The 20109-nt window shown below is 63.2% G+C and carries 16 protein-coding genes and 2 tRNA genes; 6 read left to right on the top strand and 12 right to left on the bottom strand.

Annotated features, from left to right (window positions below; translation table 11 throughout):
* Window positions 1-235 precede the first annotated feature (235 nt).
* The gene (locus tag FMA36_RS04065) at window positions 236-448 is read left to right on the top strand and encodes a hypothetical protein (protein WP_159261035.1); all 213 of its coding nucleotides are present in this window, start codon (window positions 236-238) and stop codon (window positions 446-448) included.
* A 100-nt stretch (window positions 449-548) separates the two neighbouring features.
* Here FMA36_RS04065 and ilvD read toward each other — a convergent pair whose 3' ends face one another.
* On the bottom strand, window positions 549-2411 hold the full coding sequence (gene ilvD, locus FMA36_RS04060; protein WP_159261033.1) for a dihydroxy-acid dehydratase: 1863 nt from the start codon (window positions 2409-2411) through the stop codon (window positions 549-551).
* Window positions 2412-2629: 218 nt separating this feature from the next.
* Here ilvD and FMA36_RS04055 point away from each other — a divergent pair, with 218 nt between their 5' ends.
* Together FMA36_RS04055 and FMA36_RS04050 are read left to right on the top strand one after the other, a co-directional pair.
* The gene (locus FMA36_RS04055) at window positions 2630-4750 is read left to right on the top strand and encodes an AsmA family protein (RefSeq protein WP_159261031.1); all 2121 of its coding nucleotides are present in this window, start codon (window positions 2630-2632) and stop codon (window positions 4748-4750) included.
* Between the two features lie 238 nt (window positions 4751-4988).
* Window positions 4989-5063: transfer RNA gene (locus FMA36_RS04050), tRNA-Thr, on the top strand.
* Between the two features lie 105 nt (window positions 5064-5168).
* Here FMA36_RS04050 and FMA36_RS04045 read toward each other — a convergent pair.
* Window positions 5169-5732, bottom strand: a complete 564-nt coding sequence (locus FMA36_RS04045; RefSeq protein ID WP_159261029.1) for a DsbA family protein — start codon at window positions 5730-5732, stop codon at window positions 5169-5171.
* Between the two features lie 146 nt (window positions 5733-5878).
* Between FMA36_RS04045 and FMA36_RS04040 the strand changes: the two genes are divergently transcribed.
* Window positions 5879-7246, top strand: coding sequence for an 8-oxoguanine deaminase (locus FMA36_RS04040; protein ID WP_159261027.1), 1368 nt, complete (start codon window positions 5879-5881; stop codon window positions 7244-7246).
* Window positions 7247-7264: 18 nt separating this feature from the next.
* Here FMA36_RS04040 and FMA36_RS04035 read toward each other — a convergent pair whose 3' ends face one another.
* From FMA36_RS04035 to FMA36_RS04015, 5 genes are all read right to left on the bottom strand, one after another.
* Window positions 7265-8173 (bottom strand): SDR family NAD(P)-dependent oxidoreductase, encoded by a 909-nt coding sequence (locus tag FMA36_RS04035; protein WP_159261025.1) that lies wholly within the window; start codon window positions 8171-8173, stop codon window positions 7265-7267.
* A 470-nt stretch (window positions 8174-8643) separates the two neighbouring features.
* Window positions 8644-8734, bottom strand: a tRNA-Ser gene (locus FMA36_RS04030).
* Window positions 8735-8878: 144 nt separating this feature from the next.
* Window positions 8879-10684 carry a translation elongation factor 4 gene (gene lepA / locus FMA36_RS04025; protein ID WP_159261023.1) on the bottom strand — a complete coding sequence of 602 codons (1806 nt, stop codon included), beginning with the start codon at window positions 10682-10684 and terminating at the stop codon, window positions 8879-8881.
* Window positions 10685-10772: 88 nt separating this feature from the next.
* Window positions 10773-11444: a S24 family peptidase gene (locus FMA36_RS04020; RefSeq protein WP_159261021.1), complete on the bottom strand. Its 672-nt coding sequence runs from the start codon at window positions 11442-11444 to the stop codon at window positions 10773-10775.
* Window positions 11441-11659, bottom strand: a complete 219-nt coding sequence (locus FMA36_RS04015; protein WP_159261019.1) for a hypothetical protein — start codon at window positions 11657-11659, stop codon at window positions 11441-11443. The genes FMA36_RS04020 and FMA36_RS04015 overlap by 4 nt, the downstream gene beginning before the upstream one ends.
* A gap of 315 nt (window positions 11660-11974) precedes the next feature.
* Between FMA36_RS04015 and FMA36_RS04010 the strand changes: the two genes are divergently transcribed.
* Window positions 11975-12457, top strand: coding sequence for a hypothetical protein (locus tag FMA36_RS04010; RefSeq protein WP_159261017.1), 483 nt, complete (start codon window positions 11975-11977; stop codon window positions 12455-12457).
* Window positions 12458-12858: 401 nt separating this feature from the next.
* On the opposite strand, the gene FMA36_RS04005 is transcribed toward FMA36_RS04010, so the two are convergent.
* The 5 genes from FMA36_RS04005 to FMA36_RS03985 all read right to left on the bottom strand — a co-directional run bounded on the left by FMA36_RS04005 (window position 12859) and on the right by FMA36_RS03985 (window position 19464).
* Window positions 12859-14634 (bottom strand): DEAD/DEAH box helicase, encoded by a 1776-nt coding sequence (locus FMA36_RS04005; RefSeq protein ID WP_159261015.1) that lies wholly within the window; start codon window positions 14632-14634, stop codon window positions 12859-12861.
* Between the two features lie 284 nt (window positions 14635-14918).
* Complete coding sequence (locus FMA36_RS04000) at window positions 14919-15905, bottom strand: zinc-dependent alcohol dehydrogenase family protein (protein WP_159261013.1); 987 nt, start codon at window positions 15903-15905, stop codon at window positions 14919-14921.
* 220 nt (window positions 15906-16125) lie between these two features.
* On the bottom strand, window positions 16126-17280 hold the full coding sequence (locus tag FMA36_RS03995) for a GNAT family N-acetyltransferase (protein WP_167518007.1): 1155 nt from the start codon (window positions 17278-17280) through the stop codon (window positions 16126-16128).
* A gap of 77 nt (window positions 17281-17357) precedes the next feature.
* On the bottom strand, window positions 17358-17825 hold the full coding sequence (locus FMA36_RS03990; RefSeq protein WP_159261011.1) for a RidA family protein: 468 nt from the start codon (window positions 17823-17825) through the stop codon (window positions 17358-17360).
* 43 nt (window positions 17826-17868) lie between these two features.
* Window positions 17869-19464, bottom strand: coding sequence for a TSCPD domain-containing protein (locus FMA36_RS03985; RefSeq protein ID WP_159261010.1), 1596 nt, complete (start codon window positions 19462-19464; stop codon window positions 17869-17871).
* A 257-nt stretch (window positions 19465-19721) separates the two neighbouring features.
* Here FMA36_RS03985 and FMA36_RS03980 point away from each other — a divergent pair, with 257 nt between their 5' ends.
* Window positions 19722-20090, top strand: coding sequence for an NADH-ubiquinone oxidoreductase subunit NDUFA12 family protein (locus FMA36_RS03980; protein ID WP_159261008.1), 369 nt, complete (start codon window positions 19722-19724; stop codon window positions 20088-20090).
* Window positions 20091-20109 lie beyond the last annotated feature (19 nt).

Raw genomic sequence — 20109 nt, 5'->3', positions numbered from 1 at the left:
GGCAAATGCTACAGCATGCGGCGACACGATACGGCACGGCGTTGCAAAATATGACGCAAGTGTCTGTAAAAAAATGTTTTTAAGAGCCAATGCGCCGGGAAACCCTTCGGTCCAGGCCGCGTTGGCGCGTTACGACAATAGCAAGAAACAGGCCATGACCGGCATGCGGGTTTTTTCCACACAAGGGGAAACCGTACGGCGCGCTGGTGCAAAGGGCCGTTCAGGGCAGGAAGTTATGTTTGATTCAAAGATTATAGAAGTGGATGGCGTGTTCGTGGGGGCTGCCATCATCACCGGGCTGGCCACGTCGCTGCGCTTTTATGCCACGCATGAAAGCGTGCGCTCGCTGCATAACGCCATTCTGCCCGACCTTGCGGCGCTGCGGCACCATGTCACGGCTACTTTCCGCCGCATGGGGCGCGGCAGGACCTGCCTGCCGGGCGCGTAAGGTATCCCTTAAAAAAACAAAAGTTTCTGGTGAAGCTTTTTTCAAAAAGCTTCGAAAAAAAGGTACCGCCTCCTTGCAGGGAAGCGGTACTCCGAACCGTTCAGCGGCTGGTGCGGCGGCCAATCTGGCTGACATCACGCACGGCGCCACGGGCCGCGCTGGTGGTCAGCGCGCTATAGGCCTGTAGTGCGACCGAGACCGTGCGCGTGCGGTCCGGCTGCCAGGCGCGCTCGCCGCGCTCTTCCATGGCGTCGCGCCGGGCGGCCAGCGTGGCATCGCTTACGGTGGTGCGCAGGATGCGGTTGGGGATGTCGATCTCGATCGTGTCCCCTTCCTCAAGCAGGCCGATGATGCCGCCTTCCGCCGCCTCGGGCGAGATATGGCCGATCGAAAGCCCCGAACTGCCACCCGAGAACCGGCCATCGGTAATCAGGGCGCATTTCTCGGCCAGGCCCTTCGATTTGAGGTAGCTGGTCGGGTACAGCATTTCCTGCATGCCCGGCCCGCCTTTTGGGCCTTCGTAGCGGATCACCACCACGTCGCCCGCCACGATCTCGTTGCCCAGAATGGCCGAGACGGCGGCATCCTGGCTTTCAAAGATGCGGGCAGGCCCGGTGAAGGTGAGCAGGTTGTCAGCCACGCCAGCGGTTTTGACGATGGCGCCATCTTCAGCCAGGTTGCCAAACAGCACGGCCAGCCCGCCATCGCGGCTGTAGGCATGTTCCGCATCGCGGATCGCGCCATTCGCCCGGTCGGTATCAAGCGCCCTGTAGCGGCTGGACTGCGAGAATGCCTGCGTGGTGCGCACGCCGCCGGGTGCTGCACGGAAGAAGGTGCGGGCCGCTTCATCTGCAGTCTTGGTGTCAATGTCCCACCGTGCCAGTGCCGTGCCGAGATCGGCTGCATGCACGCTGGGTACGTCCATGTTCAGCAGCCCCATACGGGCCAGTTCGCCCATGATGGCGGGAATGCCGCCCGCGCGGTGCACGTCCTCCATATGGATATCCATGCGCGAGGGCGAGACCTTGCACAGATTGGGCACCTGGCGCGAGAGGCGGTCGATATCGGCCATGGTGAAGGGCACCTTGCCCTCATGTGCTGCGGCCAGCAGGTGCAGCACGGTGTTGGTCGAGCCACCCATGGCGACATCAACCGTCATGGCGTTCTCGAACGCGGGTTTGGTGGCGATGCCGCGCGGCAGGGCGGTAGCATCATCATTTTCATACCACCGTTTTGCCAGGGCCACGATGTCGCGGCCCGCGCGCTCGAACAGTTCGCGCCGGTCGGTATGGGTGGCGACAAGGCTGCCATTGCCCGGCAGGGCCAGACCGAGCGCCTCGGTCAGGCAGTTCATGGAATTGGCGGTGAACATGCCCGAGCACGAGCCACAGGTGGGGCAGGCGGAACGTTCGATCGTGGCCGACTGCTCATCGCTGACATCCGAGTTGGCCGCCGCCACCATTGACGTAATGAGGTCAACCTGCTGCTCGGTGCCGTTATTGAGGATCTTGCCCGCTTCCATCGGCCCGCCAGAGACGAAGATGGTGGGAATGTTGAGCCGCATCGCCGCCATGAGCATGCCCGGCGTGATCTTGTCGCAGTTGCTGATGCACACCAGCGCATCGGCGCAGTGGGCGTTGACCATGTATTCCACCGCATCGGCAATCAGCTCGCGCGAGGGCAGGCTGTACAGCATGCCGCCATGGCCCATGGCGATGCCGTCATCGACCGCAATGGTGTTGAACTCGCGGCCAATGCCACCGGCCTCGGCCACGGCGCCCGCCACAAGCTGGCCCATATCCTTGAGATGGACATGGCCGGGCACGAACTGCGTGAACGAATTGGCGATGGCGATGATCGGCTTGCCGAAGTCGCCATCCTTCATGCCGGTTGCACGCCACAGGCTGCGCGCACCGGCCATGTTGCGGCCATGGGTCGTAGTGCGGGAACGATAGGCGGGCATGACAGTGACCTCTCGCGTCAATCTGGTTACAGAAGGGGATAAAGTTGCCTGATCGCATACAGGACGCACGCCCCCCGCGCCACCCTAAAGCGCACCGGCCTGAACCAGCCGTTAACCCGGAACGTGCAAGGCTACGGGGGGTGTGGGCGCAACTCCACCCTGTAGCCAGTCGTTCATCTGATGGCTGACCACCATCTGCACAAGGAGCACATGCAGCAATGCCTCAACCGGAACCCAAGAACAGCACGGCACGGCGCGGGGTGCTGGCACAGATACGTTTTCCGGTTCTGGGGGTGCTGGCTATTGCAATCATGGCGCTGGTCATCTTCTGGTCATGGGACTGGTTCATTCCCATCGTGGAGCGCAGGGCAGGGGCCGCTCTGGGCCGCAAGGTGACGGTGGCGCACCTGCATGTGCATATCGGGCGCGTGATCCGCGTTACGGCCGATGACGTGCGGATTGACGAGCCGGACGGGTTTGAAAAGCTGCCGCCCTTCGCCACTGCCGACCACCTGATGGTGGGCCTCAACCTGTGGCACCTGCTTGGTGGCCGGATCGACCTGCCGGTCATAGCACTGGACAGGCCGGTGGTTGAACTCAACGAGCAGCGCGGGGGCCGGGCCAACTACCAGTTTCCTGACAGTGGCGGCAGTTCTTCAGGCGGCATGCCGCAGATTGGCGAACTCAACATCAATGACGGCCAGCTCCACCTCGTGCATGCGGGCCTGCGCAGCGACATGCGCGCACAGGTGCATACCACGCCCGGCAAGGGCGATGTGCAGCCCCGCATCGTGGCTGACATACGCGGCACCTATACCGGGCAGGCGATTATCGGCCATTTCTCGGGCGGGGCGCTGGTCTCGCTGGCAGACAGGACAAAGCCCTACCCGGTGGATGTAGACGTGCGCCACGGGCCTACGCGGCTGACGCTGGTGGGGTCGGTGGATGATCCGCTCTCGTTCAGGGGCGCGCGGCTGCGGCTGACGCTGGCGGGGCCGGACATGTCGCTGCTTTATCCGCTGACCGGCGTGGTGATTCCGCAAACCCCTGCCTACCATGTGGCGGGCGGGCTTGATTATGTTGATGGCCGGGTGCGCTTTCATGAATTCGAGGGCACGGTCGGCTCCAGCGATCTGGGGGGCACGATCAGCGTGGACCCGCATCAGGCCGTGACCTTTGTCGATACCGACCTGCATTCACGGCATGTGGATCTGGCCGATCTGGGCGGTTTCTTTGGCGCGACGCCGGGTGATCATCCCTCCACCGCGCAGCAGGCGGCGGAGGAAAAGGCGCATGAGGCCAGTGGCGCCGTGCTGCCCACAACGCCGATCAACATGCCCAAGCTCAAGGCCACCAATGTCCATCTCGCCTATCATGGCGACCATATCGAGAACCAGCATGTCCCGCTCGACAATATCGACGTGCTGGCGGATATCCGCGATGGCACGATCGATGTGCACCACCTGAACTTTGGCGTGGGCCGTGGCCGGCTGGCCAGCAGTGGCACCTTCGTACCGCAGGGCAACGGGGTGGATGCGCGCATCCGCATCGACATGGAACAGATCAACCTTGCCCGGCTCATGCAGGCAATGGGCCGCAACCTGCACGGGCAGGGCATTATTGGCGGCCACATCATGGTGCATGGCCATGGCCAGTCGCTGGCCCAGATCGTGGGCAGCGGCAATGGCGGTATAACTGTGGCCCTTGATGAGGGTGGTGATATTTCCGCCATCCTGCCCGACCTGCTGGGGCTGGAACTGGGCAAGGCGCTGCTCTCGGCCCTTGGCCTGCCCGCGCGTACCGACCTCAAATGCCTCATAGCCGACATGCCGCTCAATGAGGGTGTCTTTCATACCCGCACCATGCTGCTGGAAACAGGTGATACGCGCACGGTGGGCAAGGGGGACATCAAGTTCAGCAACAACACCATCGACTACACGCTGCTCACGCATTCGCGGCATTTCGCCGTTGCCTCTTTTCCCGGCCCGCTCTACATCACCGGGCCGCTCAAAAGCCCCAATATCCGTCCGGGCGCCGAGATTATCGGCCGCGCCGTGGCCTCGGTGCTGACGGGTTTCGTGTTCTCGCCCATCGGCCTGCTGCCCACCATTGAAGACGGCGTGGGCAAGAACTCATCCTGCGCCAGCGCAATCCAGGACGTGAACGAGAACCCTGCCGCAGGCATTGCGCCGCATGCCTCGCGCCCGGTGCGCCACGGGAGACATGCGCGGGCAAGTGCTCCGAATGCTCCGGCTCCGTCGGTTGGCAGTGGCGGGCTGAGTGCCGCCGAACGCGCGCGCATCCATGCTGCTTGGGCCAAGAAAATGGCAGCGCATTAAGGGGTTACTTCATTTAATGCATTGATAATAAATAATAAAAGTTTTTGGGTGTCGCCTTTTTCCAAAAAGGCGGCGTTCTTTAAAGCTTTTTGAAAAAAGCTTCACCAAAAACTTTTCTCTGTTTGCACGATGTTTTCCGCATGGGCTTTTCATGCAGTCTTCAGTCCCGCGAATCCCTGCTTGACCGTGCGGGACATTTCGGCAAAAAGGGGAAACAGTATAGCAGCAGTGCTATAATGCCGGGTTAGCACAGTGGTAGTGCAGCGGTTTTGTAAACCGAAGGCCGGGGGTTCAAATCCCTCACCCGGCACCATTCCCATAAAATCATGAAAATTTTCTGGTGAAGCGTTTTTCAAAAAGCTTTGGAAAACGCTGCCTTTTTTAAAATAAAGGCAGCGCTCCGGGCCTTTATCGCCGGTCAGGCAAAAATGCGTGCCATCCATTGCTCCACCGTATCACCGCTGCTGATGGCAGGGTCGATCAGGCCATCGACCATGAAGGTGGGCGAGACGTGAATGCCGTTCTGGCGCGAATATTTGCACTGCCACTTGATGGCCTTCTGCAATGCGGGCACGGCAAAGGCCGTGGCAAGCTGCAGCCCGCTATAGCGTTCGATCCGGCGGATGATGTCGTTGGGCGTCGCATCCATGTTCGGTCCGGCGCAGTGGTCGGTAAACTCGAATTCCTCGCGGTGCGCGCCTACGGCTGCCATGACGGCACGGGCGGCTTCCCGCCCGTCGGGCAGGGTTGCGGCGGCGAGGATGCAGCGCACGATCACGCCCGAGAACATGTGCCACGGCTGCGACTGCAGGCGGATCTTGATGGTGATGCGCTCTGGCCCCGCAGCCCCGAGCAATTCGGGCAGCTTGGTGAAGGCCCGGACGGAAAACGGGCATGTCGGCTCCAGAAAGGCTTCGAATATTTTCGGGCCATGGCCCCATACGAGTGGATCGACATGCAGGGTATCGGCGGGTGCTGCCATGTTGGGAACTCCTCATTCAGGGTAGGGGGGGCAAAAGCCGGTTTTCAGAATTCTAGAAACCATACCCGTTTGCGTGGTTCCATGGGCATGGCGTGCAAAATGCGGCATAAGCATACGGTTTTTCCGTTTCTGTATGGTGGTGGCCCATGGCGTGTACCCTTTTGCTCAAGAATGCCCTGCGTCTCGTTACGATGGATGCCGCGCGGCGCGAGATTGAAGGCGGGTGGGTGCTGGTGCGTGACCGGCAGGTGGCGGCCATCGGCACCGCCACCGATCCGCTGCCCGCAGCAGACGAGGTCATGGACATGACCGGCCATGTGGTCATGCCCGGCATGGTCAACACCCATCACCACATGTACCAGACCCTGACCCGCGTCATTCCCGCAGCGCAGGATGCCTCGCTGTTCGGGTGGCTGCAGGCGCTCTACCCCATATGGGCGGGGCTGACACCCGAGATGATTCGTGTTTCCGCCTGCACGGCCATGACCGAACTGTTATGGTCAGGCTGCACCACAAGCAGTGACCATCTGTACCTGTTCCCCAATGGCGCGCGGCTTGATGACGAGATCGAGGCGGCACGGCAGATGGGCATGCGCTTTCATGCCGCCCGTGGCGCAATGAGCGTGGGTGAAAGCAAAGGCGGCCTGCCGCCTGACAGCGTGGTGGAGAATGAGGACGCGATTCTGGCCGATACCCAACGCGTGATCGCGGCCTATCATGACCCCGAGCCGCTGGCCATGCAGCGCATTGCGGTCGCGCCATGCTCGCCTTTTTCGGTCAGCCGCGACCTCATGCGCAATGCCGCCGCCCTGGCGCGTGCCACCGGCACCATGCTGCATACCCATCTGGCTGAAAACGCCAGCGACATCGCCTACAGCCGCGAAAAATTCAACATGACGCCTGCCGAATATGCCGAGGATACCGGCTGGATCGGCCCCGATGTGTGGCATGCCCACTGCGTGCGGCTTGATGATGCCGGCATCCACCGTTTCGGCGCCACCCATACCGGCATGGCGCATTGTCCGTGCTCCAACATGCGCCTTGGCTCGGGCATTGCCCCCGTGCGCCGCATGGTGGCGGCGGGCATGCGCGTCGGGCTGGGAGTGGATGGTTCGGCCTCGAATGATGGTAGCCACATGCTGGGCGAGGCTCGGCAGGCCATGCTGCTTGGCCGCCTGCTCGAAACACCGGACGGCCAGCCCATGATGCAGGCGCGTGAAGTGCTGGAACTGGCCACGCGCGGCGGGGCGGCGGTGCTGGGGCGCGATGATATTGGCCATCTTGCGCTAGGCATGGCGGCGGATATCGTGGCGTTTGACCTGCGCGGCATCGACCATGCCGGCGCACAGGCCGACCCGGTGGCCGCCCTTGTGTTCTGCACGCCCCGCCGCACGTCCTGCACCATTGTCAACGGGCGCGTGCTGATCCGGGACGGGCAGTTTACCGAACACGACCCTGACCGCCTGGCCCACCGGCATAACGAACTGGCGCGCGAACTGCTGCTCAAAGCCTGAATCCGGCCCTTGCGCGGGTCAGGGCCGGGTGGTGAGGCCGCGCTGGTAGCGGCGGTAGCCCCTGCGCCCGAGCAGTTTCATGACTGGCAGGCTCAGGTTGAGCAGCCGCATGGAGGTGAGGCAGGCATGGGTGAACAGCTTGTCGAACACGGAACTGAAGATTTCGCGGCTGCCACGCTCGCAGCATTCAAGAATGCGTCCTGCCGTGACATCGGGTTCCTGCGGCGGATCGATGAAGTTGTAGATTGACCCGCCCGCCGCCATTTCCTGGCTAAGCATGGGGGTGTTGACGCTGGCGGGATAGATGGAGGAAACCTGAATACGCCGGGGCCGCAATTCCTGCTCGAGCGCGCGCGCAAACCCGCGCAGGCCGAATTTGGCCGCCGTATAGACACTGCTGCCCGCAAGCGGAAAAGCCGCTGCCATGGAATTGACAAAAACAATGTGTCCCTTGCGCTGCATGATGGGCAGCAGGGCATTGGTCAGTTCGATCGGCGCGGTCAGGTCAACGGCAATCTGGCTGGCAATCGTGGCGCTGTCGAGTTCACCCACGGCCTGCGGCGTGATCACACCCGCGCAGTGCACCAGCACATCCACTTTGGGCGTATGGGCGGCGATATCGGCTACGGCGTGCTTTATGCTCTCGCTATCGGTCAGGTCACACATGACGGTCGTGATGCCGGCGCTCGCGGCCCGTGCCTGGCGCGACAGGGTGAGGATGGTATAACCCCGCGCGCGCATGCGACGGACGAGAGCCTGCCCGATGCCGCCCGTTGCCCCCGTGACAACGGCAACCCGGCCTTCACCTGCACCGGGTTTTTCGTTTAACGCACTCTTTTCCAATGATCTTCGTACTTCCCTGAGCGCAATGCCTGTTGTCGCGCCTGATACGCGCCAGACTGGATATTCCGCAAGCTGTTTTGTCATGCCATGACGGAATCATGTCATCCCCGTGACGGACAAAGGCCATGCTATCTGGAATAAAATAATCCGTCGATAAGCAGCAGTCACTCTTTGTTACGATATGACCGTGCGGATTGACGCAACGATAGAGCCTGCACGTGTGGAAAGCCCTTTTCCGGTCATGAAAAGGAAAGGAAATGAATAGGGGAATGTCATGTTCCGCACATCATTGGCGCATGTGTGCAGCTATATTTCAGATATTTGCAGTACCCGCCGCATGGCAATGCCTGGTTACTGCAAAACCCTGCGCGCACCGTTACATCATGCTTTCCGGTTCGCGTGGGAACAGGTCGTGCACCTGCCGGTTGGGGTGCAATGATGGCAATTGAGCCGATGAAATCGGGATAAGAACAGAGATTCGTACATCAGGGCATACGGCACGATATGATATCGCGCGTAGAAAGCTGACTGATTTGATAGGGGAAATCATCATATGGCGGAGAGAGTGGGATTCGAACCCACGGTACGCTATTAACGTACACACGCTTTCCAAGCGTGCGCCTTAAGCCGCTCGGCCATCTCTCCAGCCGTATCGAAGTCTGGCCACACGCTTGGGTGGCGGTATCCGATGGGTGCGGAACATATCACCAAATTCCGTCCGCGCAAGCGAAAAACGGCATGCCGCGACCACCCGCCGCAATTCGGCGCGGCAGGTGGTCGGGGCAGGGGTTACTGGTCCATCTTGAGCGCTGCGAGGAAGGCGCTCTGCGGGATCTCGACCTTGCCGAACTGGCGCATGCGCTTCTTGCCTTCCTTCTGCTTTTCCAGCAGCTTGCGCTTGCGCGAGATGTCACCGCCATAACATTTGGCGGTCACGTCCTTCGACATGGCGCCAATGGTCTCGCGCGCGATGATGCGGCTGCCAATGGCGGCCTGCACCGCGATCTTGAACAACTGGCGGGGGATCAGTTCCTTGAGCTTGGCGCAGATGGAGCGCCCGCGCGTCTCGGCGGCCGAGCGGTGGGCGATGAAGGATAGCGCATCCACCGGTTCCTGGTTGACGAGGATGGAGATGCGCACGAGGTCGCTCTCCTCATAACCGTCCATCTGGTAGTCAAAGCTGGCATAGCCGCGGGTGACGGATTTCAGGCGGTCGTAGAAATCAAACACCACCTCGTTGAGCGGCAGGCGGTAAACCGCCATGGCGCGGTTGCCCACATAGGTCAGGTCTTCCTGCACGCCGCGGCGTTCGCTGCACAGGGTCAGCACCGCGCCCAGATATTCATCGGGCACCATGATGGTGGCCTTGATCCACGGCTCCTCGATCTTCTCGATCAGCGACAGGTCGGGCATGTCGGCGGGGTTGTGCAGTTCCGCCGTCTCGCCATTGGTCAACTGCATCTTATAGACCACCGAAGGCGCGGTCGCGATCAGGTCAAGGTCGAATTCGCGGCTCAGCCGCTCCTGGATGATCTCGAGGTGCAGCAGGCCAAGGAACCCGCAGCGGAAGCCAAAGCCAAGGGCGGCGGACGTCTCGGCCTCGTAGTGGAATGAGGCATCATTGAGCCGCAGCTTGGCAAGGCTGTCACGCAGCTTTTCAAAGTCATCGGCCACGATGGGATACATGCCGCACCACACCACCGGGATGGAGGGCTTGAAGCCTGCCAGCGGGGTCTCGGCGGGGCGGCGGTCATCGGTAATGGTGTCGCCCACATTGGTGTCGGCCACGGTCTTGATGGCGGCGTTGATGTAGCCGATCTCGCCCGGGCCAAGCTCGGCCACGTTGGTCATGCGGGGCGCGAATACGCCCACCTGGTCCACAAGGTGCACCACGCCAGATGACATCATGCGGATGCGCATGCCGCGCTTGAGCCGCCCTTCCTTCACGCGCACCAGCGTGATGACACCCAGATACGGGTCGTACCAGCTATCAACCAGCAGGGCCTTGAGCGGCGCCTCCGCATCGCCGGTGGGTGGCGGCAGGCGCCTGACCAGGGCTTCAAGCACGGCCTCGATGTTCAGCCCGGTCTTGGCCGAAACCTCGACGGCGTCCTCGGCGTCAATGCCCACCACTTCCTCGATCTGCTCCTTGACGCGGGGGCAGTCGGCGGCGGGCAGGTCAACCTTGTTGAGCACCGGCACGATCTCGTGATTGGCGTCGATGGCCTGATACACGTTGGCGAGGGTCTGCGCCTCCACCCCCTGCGATGCATCAACAACGAGCAGCGAGCCCTCGCATGCGGCCAGCGAGCGGCTGACCTCATAGGCGAAGTCGACATGGCCAGGCGTGTCCATGAGGTTGAGCACGTAGGTCTTGCCATCTTCCGCCGGGTAGGTCAGGCGGACGGTCTGCGCCTTGATGGTGATGCCGCGTTCACGTTCCAGATCCATGTTGTCCAGAACCTGATTGGTCATTTCCCGCTGTGTCAGCGCGCCGCAGGCCTGGATCAGGCGGTCGGCCAGGGTCGATTTGCCATGGTCGATATGCGCGATGATCGAGAAATTGCGGATCAGGGAGAGGGGCGTGTCGGTCATGGGCGAGACATAGTGTAAATTTGCATGAAAGTCAGCCGCTACCTGTCATGCCGGGCAGGAAAATATCGGGGTAGGGCTGCGCGCCTGCCTACATGCACGCCATCGTGATGCGATGGATGCGCGTGTTGCCATCCAGAATGATTTCCTGCCCGTCAATGGCACCGAGGCCGCGGATGCGCACAAGCTCATGCAGCGGGGCGGTCACGGGTGCATCATGCCAGCGCTCGGTCACATGCCCGCAGCAGGCCATGCCCTGCGCGGTATGGAGCAGCACGCGGTCGCCCACGCGTATGGCCGCCGTGGGCGAGATGATCAGCGTGCCATTCTTGCGGAAAATCGGCTCCATTGAATCGCAATCCACGTGCACGGCATAGGAATGATGGTCCGCCATGCCGTGGTAGTCCCATTTTTCCCACCGCTCGCCTTCAGGCATGCCGGTCTCGTCGAACAGTTCAGGATGCGCCAGTTGCGAGAACGGGGCGATCCTGAGGTGGGAATGATGCACCTTGCCATCCGCCTCGGGGTCACCATGCCCCGCGAGCAGGCGGCTGAACCCCTCAAACGAGATGCCGGTGGCGCTTAACGTGCGGGCCAGGCTCTCGGTGCCCGGCCAGCGCGGGCGGCCCGAGGGCGTGATCCGCTTGGATGGGTTGAAGGTGGTGCTGTCCAGCCCGGCCGCCCGCGCAAGGCCGGAAGGGGTCAGTCCGCGCTCGGCGGCGAGGCGGTCGATTGCGCGCCAGATGTCGGCATGGGTGATCATGGGGCCAGTTTCAGTATTTCGGTCCGGTGGCGGGCCTGCCCCTGCTTGGTCATGGCGAAGCGGGTCTCGCCATGCATGCGGGCCAGACCCATGCCTGTGAGCCTGCGCAGGCAGGGGTCATCGCGCAGGCCGGTCGGGCGTCCGTTTTCACCACTCAGCTTCAGCCGGTGCAGGGCCGAGCGGCAGCAGGTTTCAAGGTATGGTTCATTCCACATCGCGGCAGGGACCATTGCTGGCAGGCGGCAGCATTGCCGCAACAAAGGCGGCGGAGGGCAACCGGGTTCAGGGTTATAATTCGGAATAGTATGTGTTTAAGCGTCACATAGTGCCATTATCGCGGGCTGTCCACCATGGGTATCGGGCTCACCTGCGTTTGCAGGGCAGGTGGCATGTGCTGCATGCGCTACGCTTTCAGCTTCTGATTACTATATTCAGGAATGATGACAGTGCATTGTCATGTTTCTGACCGGAATCTGACATATGTTTCTGTAAAGTTTCAGGTAGAAACCATTTTGTACAAGGTTCCGTTAATGAATTTTCGTAAATATATGCTTGTTCTGGCAGTTGTCGCGGCAGGTACGGGCGTGTCCATAACGGCGCGGGCCGCTGACTGTGATGGCAGCCAGACCACCTCCAAGTGGGATGTGCTCGGTCGCGTGGCACAGGCCGGTGACTGCGCCAACACCCGGCTGCAGGACCGTGAGCAGGCATGGAAGGACAAGCGGCAGAACGTTGAGCAGAGCTATCAGGACCGCAAGGATACGCTGCGCCAGAACACGGTAGGCCGGTGGGATAATGAAAAGCAGAATCTGACCGATGACCGCGATCGCGTTGACCAGAAGATCCAGAACGGCCGTGACCGGCTTGATGCGATTCGCAACGCGCCCAAAAACCGCCTCGACAAACTGCGTGATGCAGGCAGCGAGGAACGCCAGCGGTGGGATAACCTCAAAAGCCAGACCAACTCCGACGTGAGCGGCCTGTTTGGCGGCAATAACCAGAACAGTCAGTAAAGAACTGTTCTGGAACAATTTTTAAGATAAAAAATATCAAAGCTTTTGAAATGCTACCTTTTTCAAAAAGGTGGCATTTTTTTATACCTTTATGAAATAACCGTTTCCAGAAATTCTCTGGTTATTGCGGTTTTTCAAATAGACGGCATTCATGAAACTGTTTTGAAAAAATGCTTCGCCAGCAGCCGGTGTGTGATCCGGCACGTAGCAGTACCCTTCGTCTGCGGCCTGCTCCCCACCGTGCTATGTGCGCACGCGGCATGGGGGCTGGAAGTACAGAGGACAGGCCACTGAAAAGGAACAGGCGCGTCGCATGCGAGATGGCTCTGTTTTACAGCCCTGAAACGCAACATGCCCGGACGATGCCGGGCATGAAGGAAACAAAAAAAGACGTCTGGCGCTCAGGAACGTGGCGGGCGCTTGCGCGATGAAGCAGCCCCGCGCGGTCCACCGCCAAACCCGCCACCAGGGCGACCACCGCCACCACCGGGCTTGCGGGCGAAGGGGCGGCCACCACGCGGCGGACCGCTGCGGCGCGGGCCTGCACCACCAGCCGGAGCGGCGGCGGGTGAGATCTGCACTTCGTCATTCTCGATCGCGGCGATGCACGAGCGGAACTTCTCGGTCGATTCCGGCGTGATCTCGAACAGCGTCTGGCTGTCGTTGATGCGGATGGCGCCGATATCCGCCTTGCGCACGCCACCAAGGCGGCAGATCAGCGGAATCAGCCATTTCGGGTCGGCCTTTTCCTGGCGGCCCACATTCATGGCAAACCAGGCGCCCGGCTCGCCGCTGCCATAGCTCTCGCGCGGGGGGCGGGGGCCATCACGCTCGGGGCGCTCACGCACGGGGCGCGGGGCATCGGGCGTGATGTGGCGCACGTTCTCCGGCGCGGGCAGGCGGGCGCGGTACATCTGCAGCAGTGCAGCAGCAAGCTGCTCGCTCGTGCGGCCTTCAACAAGCTGGCCCACCAGTTCGGCATCGGCTTCCGCCACGTCCTGGTTCAGCACGGGATCGGCCAGCAGGCGCTTGGCGTCATTGGCGCGGATTTCGGCGGCCGTCGGCACGCCGGACCATGTGGCGGTGATCTTGGCACCCTGCATCAGGCGCTCGGCGCGGCGGCGCTGCGACATGGGCACCATCAGCACGCACACGCCCTTGCGGCCCGCGCGGCCCGTGCGGCCCGAACGGTGCAAAAGCGTTGCCGGGTCGGTCGGCAGGGTGGCATGCACCACCAGCGCCAGCGCGGGGATGTCGATGCCACGGGCGGCCACGTCGGTCGCCACGCACACATTGGCCTGGCCCTTGCGCAGGCTGTCGATGGCGCGTGTGCGCTCGTTCTGCCCCAGCTCACCCGAAAGGGCGACGGAAGAGAAACCGCGCTCGACCAGGGCCGCCTGCATGTGGCGCACCATCTCACGCGTGGCACAGAACACCATGGTGGTCTGGCTGTCGGTATAGCGCAGCACGTTGACAACGGCGGGGATCAGTTCGCGCGCATCGGCCACGATGGCGCGGTATTCGATATCGGCATGCTGCTTGGCACCCGACAGCGTATCAATGCGCACGGCGTCGTTCTGGTAGCGGCGCGCCAGCGAGGCGATTTCCTTGGCGATGGTGGCCGAGAACAGCAGCGTGCGGCGGGTCTTGGGCATGGCGTCGAGCAACTGCTCGAGTTCATCGCGGAAGCCGAGGTCAAGCATCTCGTCGGCTTCATCAAGCACGACCACGCGCAGGTCCGACATGTCCAGACGGCCACGGGACTGATGATCGCACAGCCGCCCTGGCGTGCCGACCACAATGTGCGCGCCCATCTGGAGCGCGCGCGCCTCGCGCCTTGCATCCATGCCGCCAATGCACGACACGATGCGCCCGCCTGCGGGGGCATACAGCCAGGTCAGCTCGCGCGTGACCTGCATGGCCAGTTCGCGCGTGGGCGCAATAATGACGGCCAGCGGCGGGCCTGCGGGGCCAAAGCGCTCGGCGCCACCAAGCAGGGTGTCGGCCATGGCGATGCCGAAGGCAACGGTCTTGCCCGAGCCGGTCTGGGCGGAGACGAGGAGGTCGCGCCCCTCGGCTGCGACATCCAGGACCGCTTTCTGGACGGGAGTCGGGTTATCGTACCCACGCTCGTCCAGCGCGCGTTGCAGGGCGGGGTGGGTTTCGGGAAACGGCATGTATCGGGCAATCCGGACAAAAACATGAAGAACATGGGCGACGCAGGAAGGAAACTGGCCGCCGGCCGTGTTCATGCGTCAGGGGAGAAGGCCGGTGCATAAAGAATGATTGCCCCAAAAGCCAGAATTAATAATGGCCGGGGCATTTTTGCGCGTGCGCGCAGGCACCGTTCAATGCGGACCGGGGGCGGAAAAAAGTTTCCGGATGCCGCCTTCATTTGTAAAGCTGCGTTCTTTTCGAAGCTTTTTTGAAGAAAGCTTCACCAGAAACTTTTCCCGGTTTTTCAGGGCACCAGCACGGCAGCGCCTTCAAAGCGGCCGTGGCGCAGGTCATCAAGCGCTTTGTTGGCATCCTTGAGCGCATACGGTGTGGTGGTGGTGCGGATGCCCACGCGCGGCACGAGTTCAAGGAAGTCGATCCCGTCCTGCCGGGTCAGGTTGGCCACCGACATGATCTGGCGCTCCTCCCACAGCAGGTCATAGGAAAATGCCGGGATCTCGCTCATGTGGATGCCCGCGCATACCACGCGCCCGGCCTTGTGCACGGCCTTGAGGGCCGCGGGCACAAGCGCCCCCACGGGGGCGAAGATGATGGTGGCGTCAAGCTGTTCGGGCGGGGCCTCATCCGAGCCACCAGCCCATACGCAACCGAGCGAGCGGGCGAATTCCTGGGTTTTCGTGTCACCAGGGCGGGTAAAGGCATAGACCTTGCGCCCCTGCCACACCGCCACCTGCGCAATGATATGGGCCGCGGCCCCAAAGCCATACAGCCCGATGCTGTGCGCCTCCTTGCCTGCCATGACCAGCGAGCGCCAGCCGATCAGCCCCGCGCAGAGCAGCGGGGCCGTGGCTACGTCGTCATCTCCATCAGGCAGGGGGAAGGTGAAATGTGCATCCGCCACCGCTTTCGTGGCATAGCCGCCATCACGCGTGTAGCCGGTGAACAGCGGGTGGTCGCACAGGTTCTCGTGGTCGGTCTGGCAATAGTGGCAGCAGCCACAGGTATGCCCGAGCCACGGAATGCCCACGCGCTGACCTATATGCAGCCCTTCCACATTGGGGCCGATGGCGTCGATCCGGCCCACGATCTCGTGGCCGGGGGTAAGCGCATGACCGGGGAAGGGCAGGTCGGCATCGACCACGTGCAGGTCGGTGCGGCACACGCCACACGCGCCTACGGTCACGCGGATCTGCCCCGGCCCCGGCTGCGGGTCGGGCAGTTCGGTCCATTGCAGGGGGGTGTGGGGGGCGAGCAGTCGCATTGCGTACATGGTGGCGCTCCTTTGGCTGTACAGGGCGGCCTGCTGGCCGCTGGTGCCATGATGCCGCAGGCTAGCATGGTCATGGCCCGTGCGGCATGACCTGCATCATCACAAGGACTGCAAAAAAAACAGAAGTTCCCGGGTGCCGCCTTTTTTCAAAAAGGTGACGTGCCTGTCGAAGCTTTCTGAAAAAAGCTTTACCAGAAACTTTTAGGGGGAATGTCCGGGCTTACTCTTCTGTGCGGTAGGGTGTCATGGCATCAAGGGCGGGCAGCTCGGCCCGTATGGCCGCGCGCTCGTGTTGCAGGAATTCGGCCACGGCCTCACGCAGGCCGGGGTGGCTGATCCAGTGGGCGGAATGGGTCAGGCAGGGGCGGTAGCCGCGTTGCAGCTTGTGCTCGCCCTGCGCCCCCGCTTCCACCCGTTTCAGCCCGTGGGCAATGGCGAAGTCGATGGCGCGGTAATAGCACAGCTCGAAGTGCAGGAACGGCCAGTCCCCCTCGCGCCGTCCCCAGTTGCGGCCATATAGCGTATCGCGCCCCATCAGGTTGAGCGCGCCCGCCACCGGCACGCCGTCCTGCTTCGCAATCATCAGCACCACCCTGTCGCCCAGCCGTTCGGACAGGAGCGGGAAGAAGGCGGGCTGCAGATAGGCGCTGCCCCATTTGCGGTCCACGGTGGAGAGGTAGAAGTGATGGAAATCCTGCCACAGCGCCTCGGTAATCTCGGTGCCGCGATAGGTGTGGAATGTCAGCCCGCAGGCATTGGCATCACGCCGCTCGCGCCTGATGGCCTTGCGCTTGCGTGAGGCGAGCATGCCCAGAAAATCGTCAAAGCTGGTGTAGTCCTGATTATCCCAGTGGTACTGCACGCCAAGGCGCTGCAGCCAGCCACTTTCACCCAGCAGTTCATATTCATGCGTCGTGCAGAAGGTAATATGCACGGAAGATAGCTCCATCTCCCCACAGGCCTGCCGCAGCGCGCGGCCCGCCAGCAGGCGCAGGCTGTCGGCATCGGCGGCGGTGGGGTGAACGAGCAGGCGCGGCCCCGGCACGGGAGAGAACGGCACGGCCACCTGCAATTTGGGGTAGTACTGCCCGCCCGCCTGCTCGAAGGCACGCGCCCAGGCATGGTCGAACACGTATTCACCAAAGGAATGGCCCTTGGCGTAAAGCGGGGCGACCGCCAGCAGGCGGCCTTCAGCGTCGCGCAGGGCAAGGTGCTGGGGCATCCAGCCGGTCTGCGGGCCGGTGGAGCCGCTGTCTTCCAGTGCGGAGAGGAAGGCGTGGCTGACAAACGGGTTGTCATCGCCCGCGCAGCCATCCCACTGCGCCGCCGGGATCTCGGCAATCCGACGGTGCAGGGTCATGGTGGTGCCGGTCATGATGCCTGCGCCGGAGTGCAGGCGGTGCGGGGCGGTGCGGTCATGACAGGCTCCCTTGGACGTGTGTGGTGGTTACATCAGCTGATTTCGAACAGGCCCTCGACCTCGACAGCGGAGTCGAGCGGCAGCGAGGGCACGCCCACGGTCGAGCGGGCATGGCGGCCCGCATCGCCAAACACGGCCACTGCCAGGTCGGAGGCCCCGTTCATGACAGCGGCATGCTGCGTGAAGTCGGGCGTGCAGGCAATGAATCCGCCCAGCCGCACCACGCGCCTGACGCGTGAGAGGTCGCCCACGGCGGCCTTAACCTGCGCAATCACGTTGATCATGCTGTAGCGCGCGGCTTCCACCGCCAGTTCCACCGCCACGGTGCCGCCGAGCTTGCCGGTGGTCAGCAGCTTGCCATCAACCAGCGGCAACTGGCCGGACACCACCAGCGATGACCCGCTGATGACGGTGCCCACGTAATTGGCCACGGGGGTGGCAGGCGTGGGCAGCACGATGCCAAGCTGTCTGAGGCGCTGTTCGGGTGTTGTATCGGACATGGGCAACAATCCTTGTGTTCAGGCGGCGGGATGCCGGGCCGGGTTATCCGACCAGCCGCAGCCCGCGCCGCCGGGGGGGCGTGTCATCGCCATCGTCATTGCCGGAGCCGGGCAGGTCGAGCGGCAGCATGGGCGCAGGGCTTTCGGCCAGCATCTCCTCATGCGGAGCATCGGGTAGCCTGCGGCCCAGATAGGCATCAGACAGGGCGCGGAAGGCATAGTCGAGCATGGATGTGGCGTAGGATGCAACCGGATCGCCCTCCACCGTGCCGGCAGGGCCGAACTGGGTGTAGGCAAATGCTTCCACATAGCTTTCCAGCGGCGCGCCGTATTGCAGGCCAATGCTCACGGCCTGGCCCAGCGTGTCCATCAGGCCGCGCACCATCGGGCTTTCCCGCGTGGGTGTGAAGCTGATCTCGCCGAGCGAGCCATCGGCATATTCCCCCGTGCGCAGGAACAGGCGGTGGCCGCCGATGCGGGTCTTCTGCGTAAAGCCGCCATGGCGGGCGGGCAGGTGGCGGCGCACGCCGCGCTCCAGCCCCGCGCGGGTGGCCAGCGTGTCGCGCGTGGCATCAGGGCGGGCGGGCACGCGGTCCACAAACCCGCTCAGCGCGCGGTGCATGGCCTGATGCGATACGGCACCCGGCAGGGGCAGCACGCTCTCGCCTGCAAGGGTTGCAGCAAAGGCTGCCTCCAGCGTCAGGCCCCGGCTGGCCAGGCGGGCCAGCGTGCTCATGGCCAGCCGCCCGTCAGCCCGCAGCGGGGAAAAGACAGGCGCCAGCCCGCAGGCTTCCACGCCCAGCAGCGCATCGATGGGGCCGGGGATGGAAAAGCCGGTCTCGACGCGGGCGGCGGGCTGGTCGGTCTCGACAGCCGCTTCCTGCCACACGCTGCGCGCGATCTGGCTCACGCCGGGCAGGATGCTGCGCACGGGGGGCAGCGGCATGGCATCCGCCCCTTCGCCCGCATGGGCGACCAGGGTGGCCAGCGCCACGATGCTGCATGCCGCGTCGCGTCCGGCCTCGCTGTCATAATCAAGCCCCAGCCCGGCAAGGCAGGCATCGAGGTTGGTGAGCAGCAGCGCGCCCGCAACCGTGGGGTGCTCATGGCTTCCACCGGCAGTAGGCAGGGCCACGGCGCGCAGATGCGCAACCGCGCCGCCTTCGGGCTCGGGCAGGGGCAGTTCGCCATTGCGCATGTGCAGCTTCTGGTGCGCAAGGGTGCGCAGCACGCGGGCAAGCAGGCGCAGGGCCGCCACGAAGTCGTGCGCCATGAAGCTGTTATCGGCCTCGACAAAGGCGGCGAGGTTGATCACGAAGGCGGGCCTGCGGTCATGGTGGCCATGCCACAGGCTTTCGGTGGGCGCGGCTTGGCGCATGAGCAGCAGGCACGACAGCGCACGCGCAACCGGGCCAATGACCGGGCCGGACACCTCGCCCGCGCACAGGTCATCGATCCATCGCGCCGCGAGTTCGGGCAGGTTGGCGGGGCCATGGCCGGGGGCCAGCCGGGCCACGGCCTCGGCTGCCGTGTCATCCCAGTCGGCGGGCAGGGTTACGGAACGCGGCGCGTCGTCTGGGTCCGCTGCGGCTTCAACGGTACGCATACGCACGCCGTTCCAGTGGCTTCGTGCTGTCATGCTTCCTGTTTACCGGGCGGCTGCACGCCAGCGGAACCCGCTTGCTGCGGAGTCGCAACTATACATGCCACTGAATACAGTGGATATGGGGGATAACTATGCAATGCCTGCGCGCACGGCCATCACCGCGCCGTGAGGCGGCATTTCTGAAAGCGCAGGCCGCCTCGGCACACACCCCGCGCTGATCCCGCAGATGTGAGGGTTGCGCACGCATATGCGCGTGGACCGCGCGGGTACTGGCGGATTAGGCTTGTGGCATGGCAAATCTAGGCACCCGTATCTATACCCGCTTCAGGGGGCGGCTGGTCGGCAAGGATGCCGATGGCCGCTGTTATTATGAGGCCCGCACTCCCAACCGCACCGGCGGCGGAGAAACGCGCCACGAGCGCTGGGTCATCTACCTCAAAGGCGAGGACGCATCCGCCGTGCCGCCCGAATGGTGGGGCTGGCTGCACCACATGGAGGCCGCCCCCCTGCCCGAAAGCGCGCGCCAGCCCTGGCAGCAGCCGTGGCAGCCCAACCAGACCGGCACGGCCAATGCGTACCACCCGCCGGGCAGCGACTGCCGGGGCGGCCAGCGGGCTTCAACCACCAGTGATTATGAGGCATGGTACCCCGAGGGATGAAACCCGTGGCGTAACCTGC

Origin of the sequence: Komagataeibacter xylinus (assembly GCF_009834365.1) — a bacterium.
GTDB lineage: Bacteria > Pseudomonadota > Alphaproteobacteria > Acetobacterales > Acetobacteraceae > Komagataeibacter > Komagataeibacter xylinus_D.
Note: the sequence above shows the minus strand (reverse complement) of the source record. Positions and strands in the feature narration are given on the sequence as shown.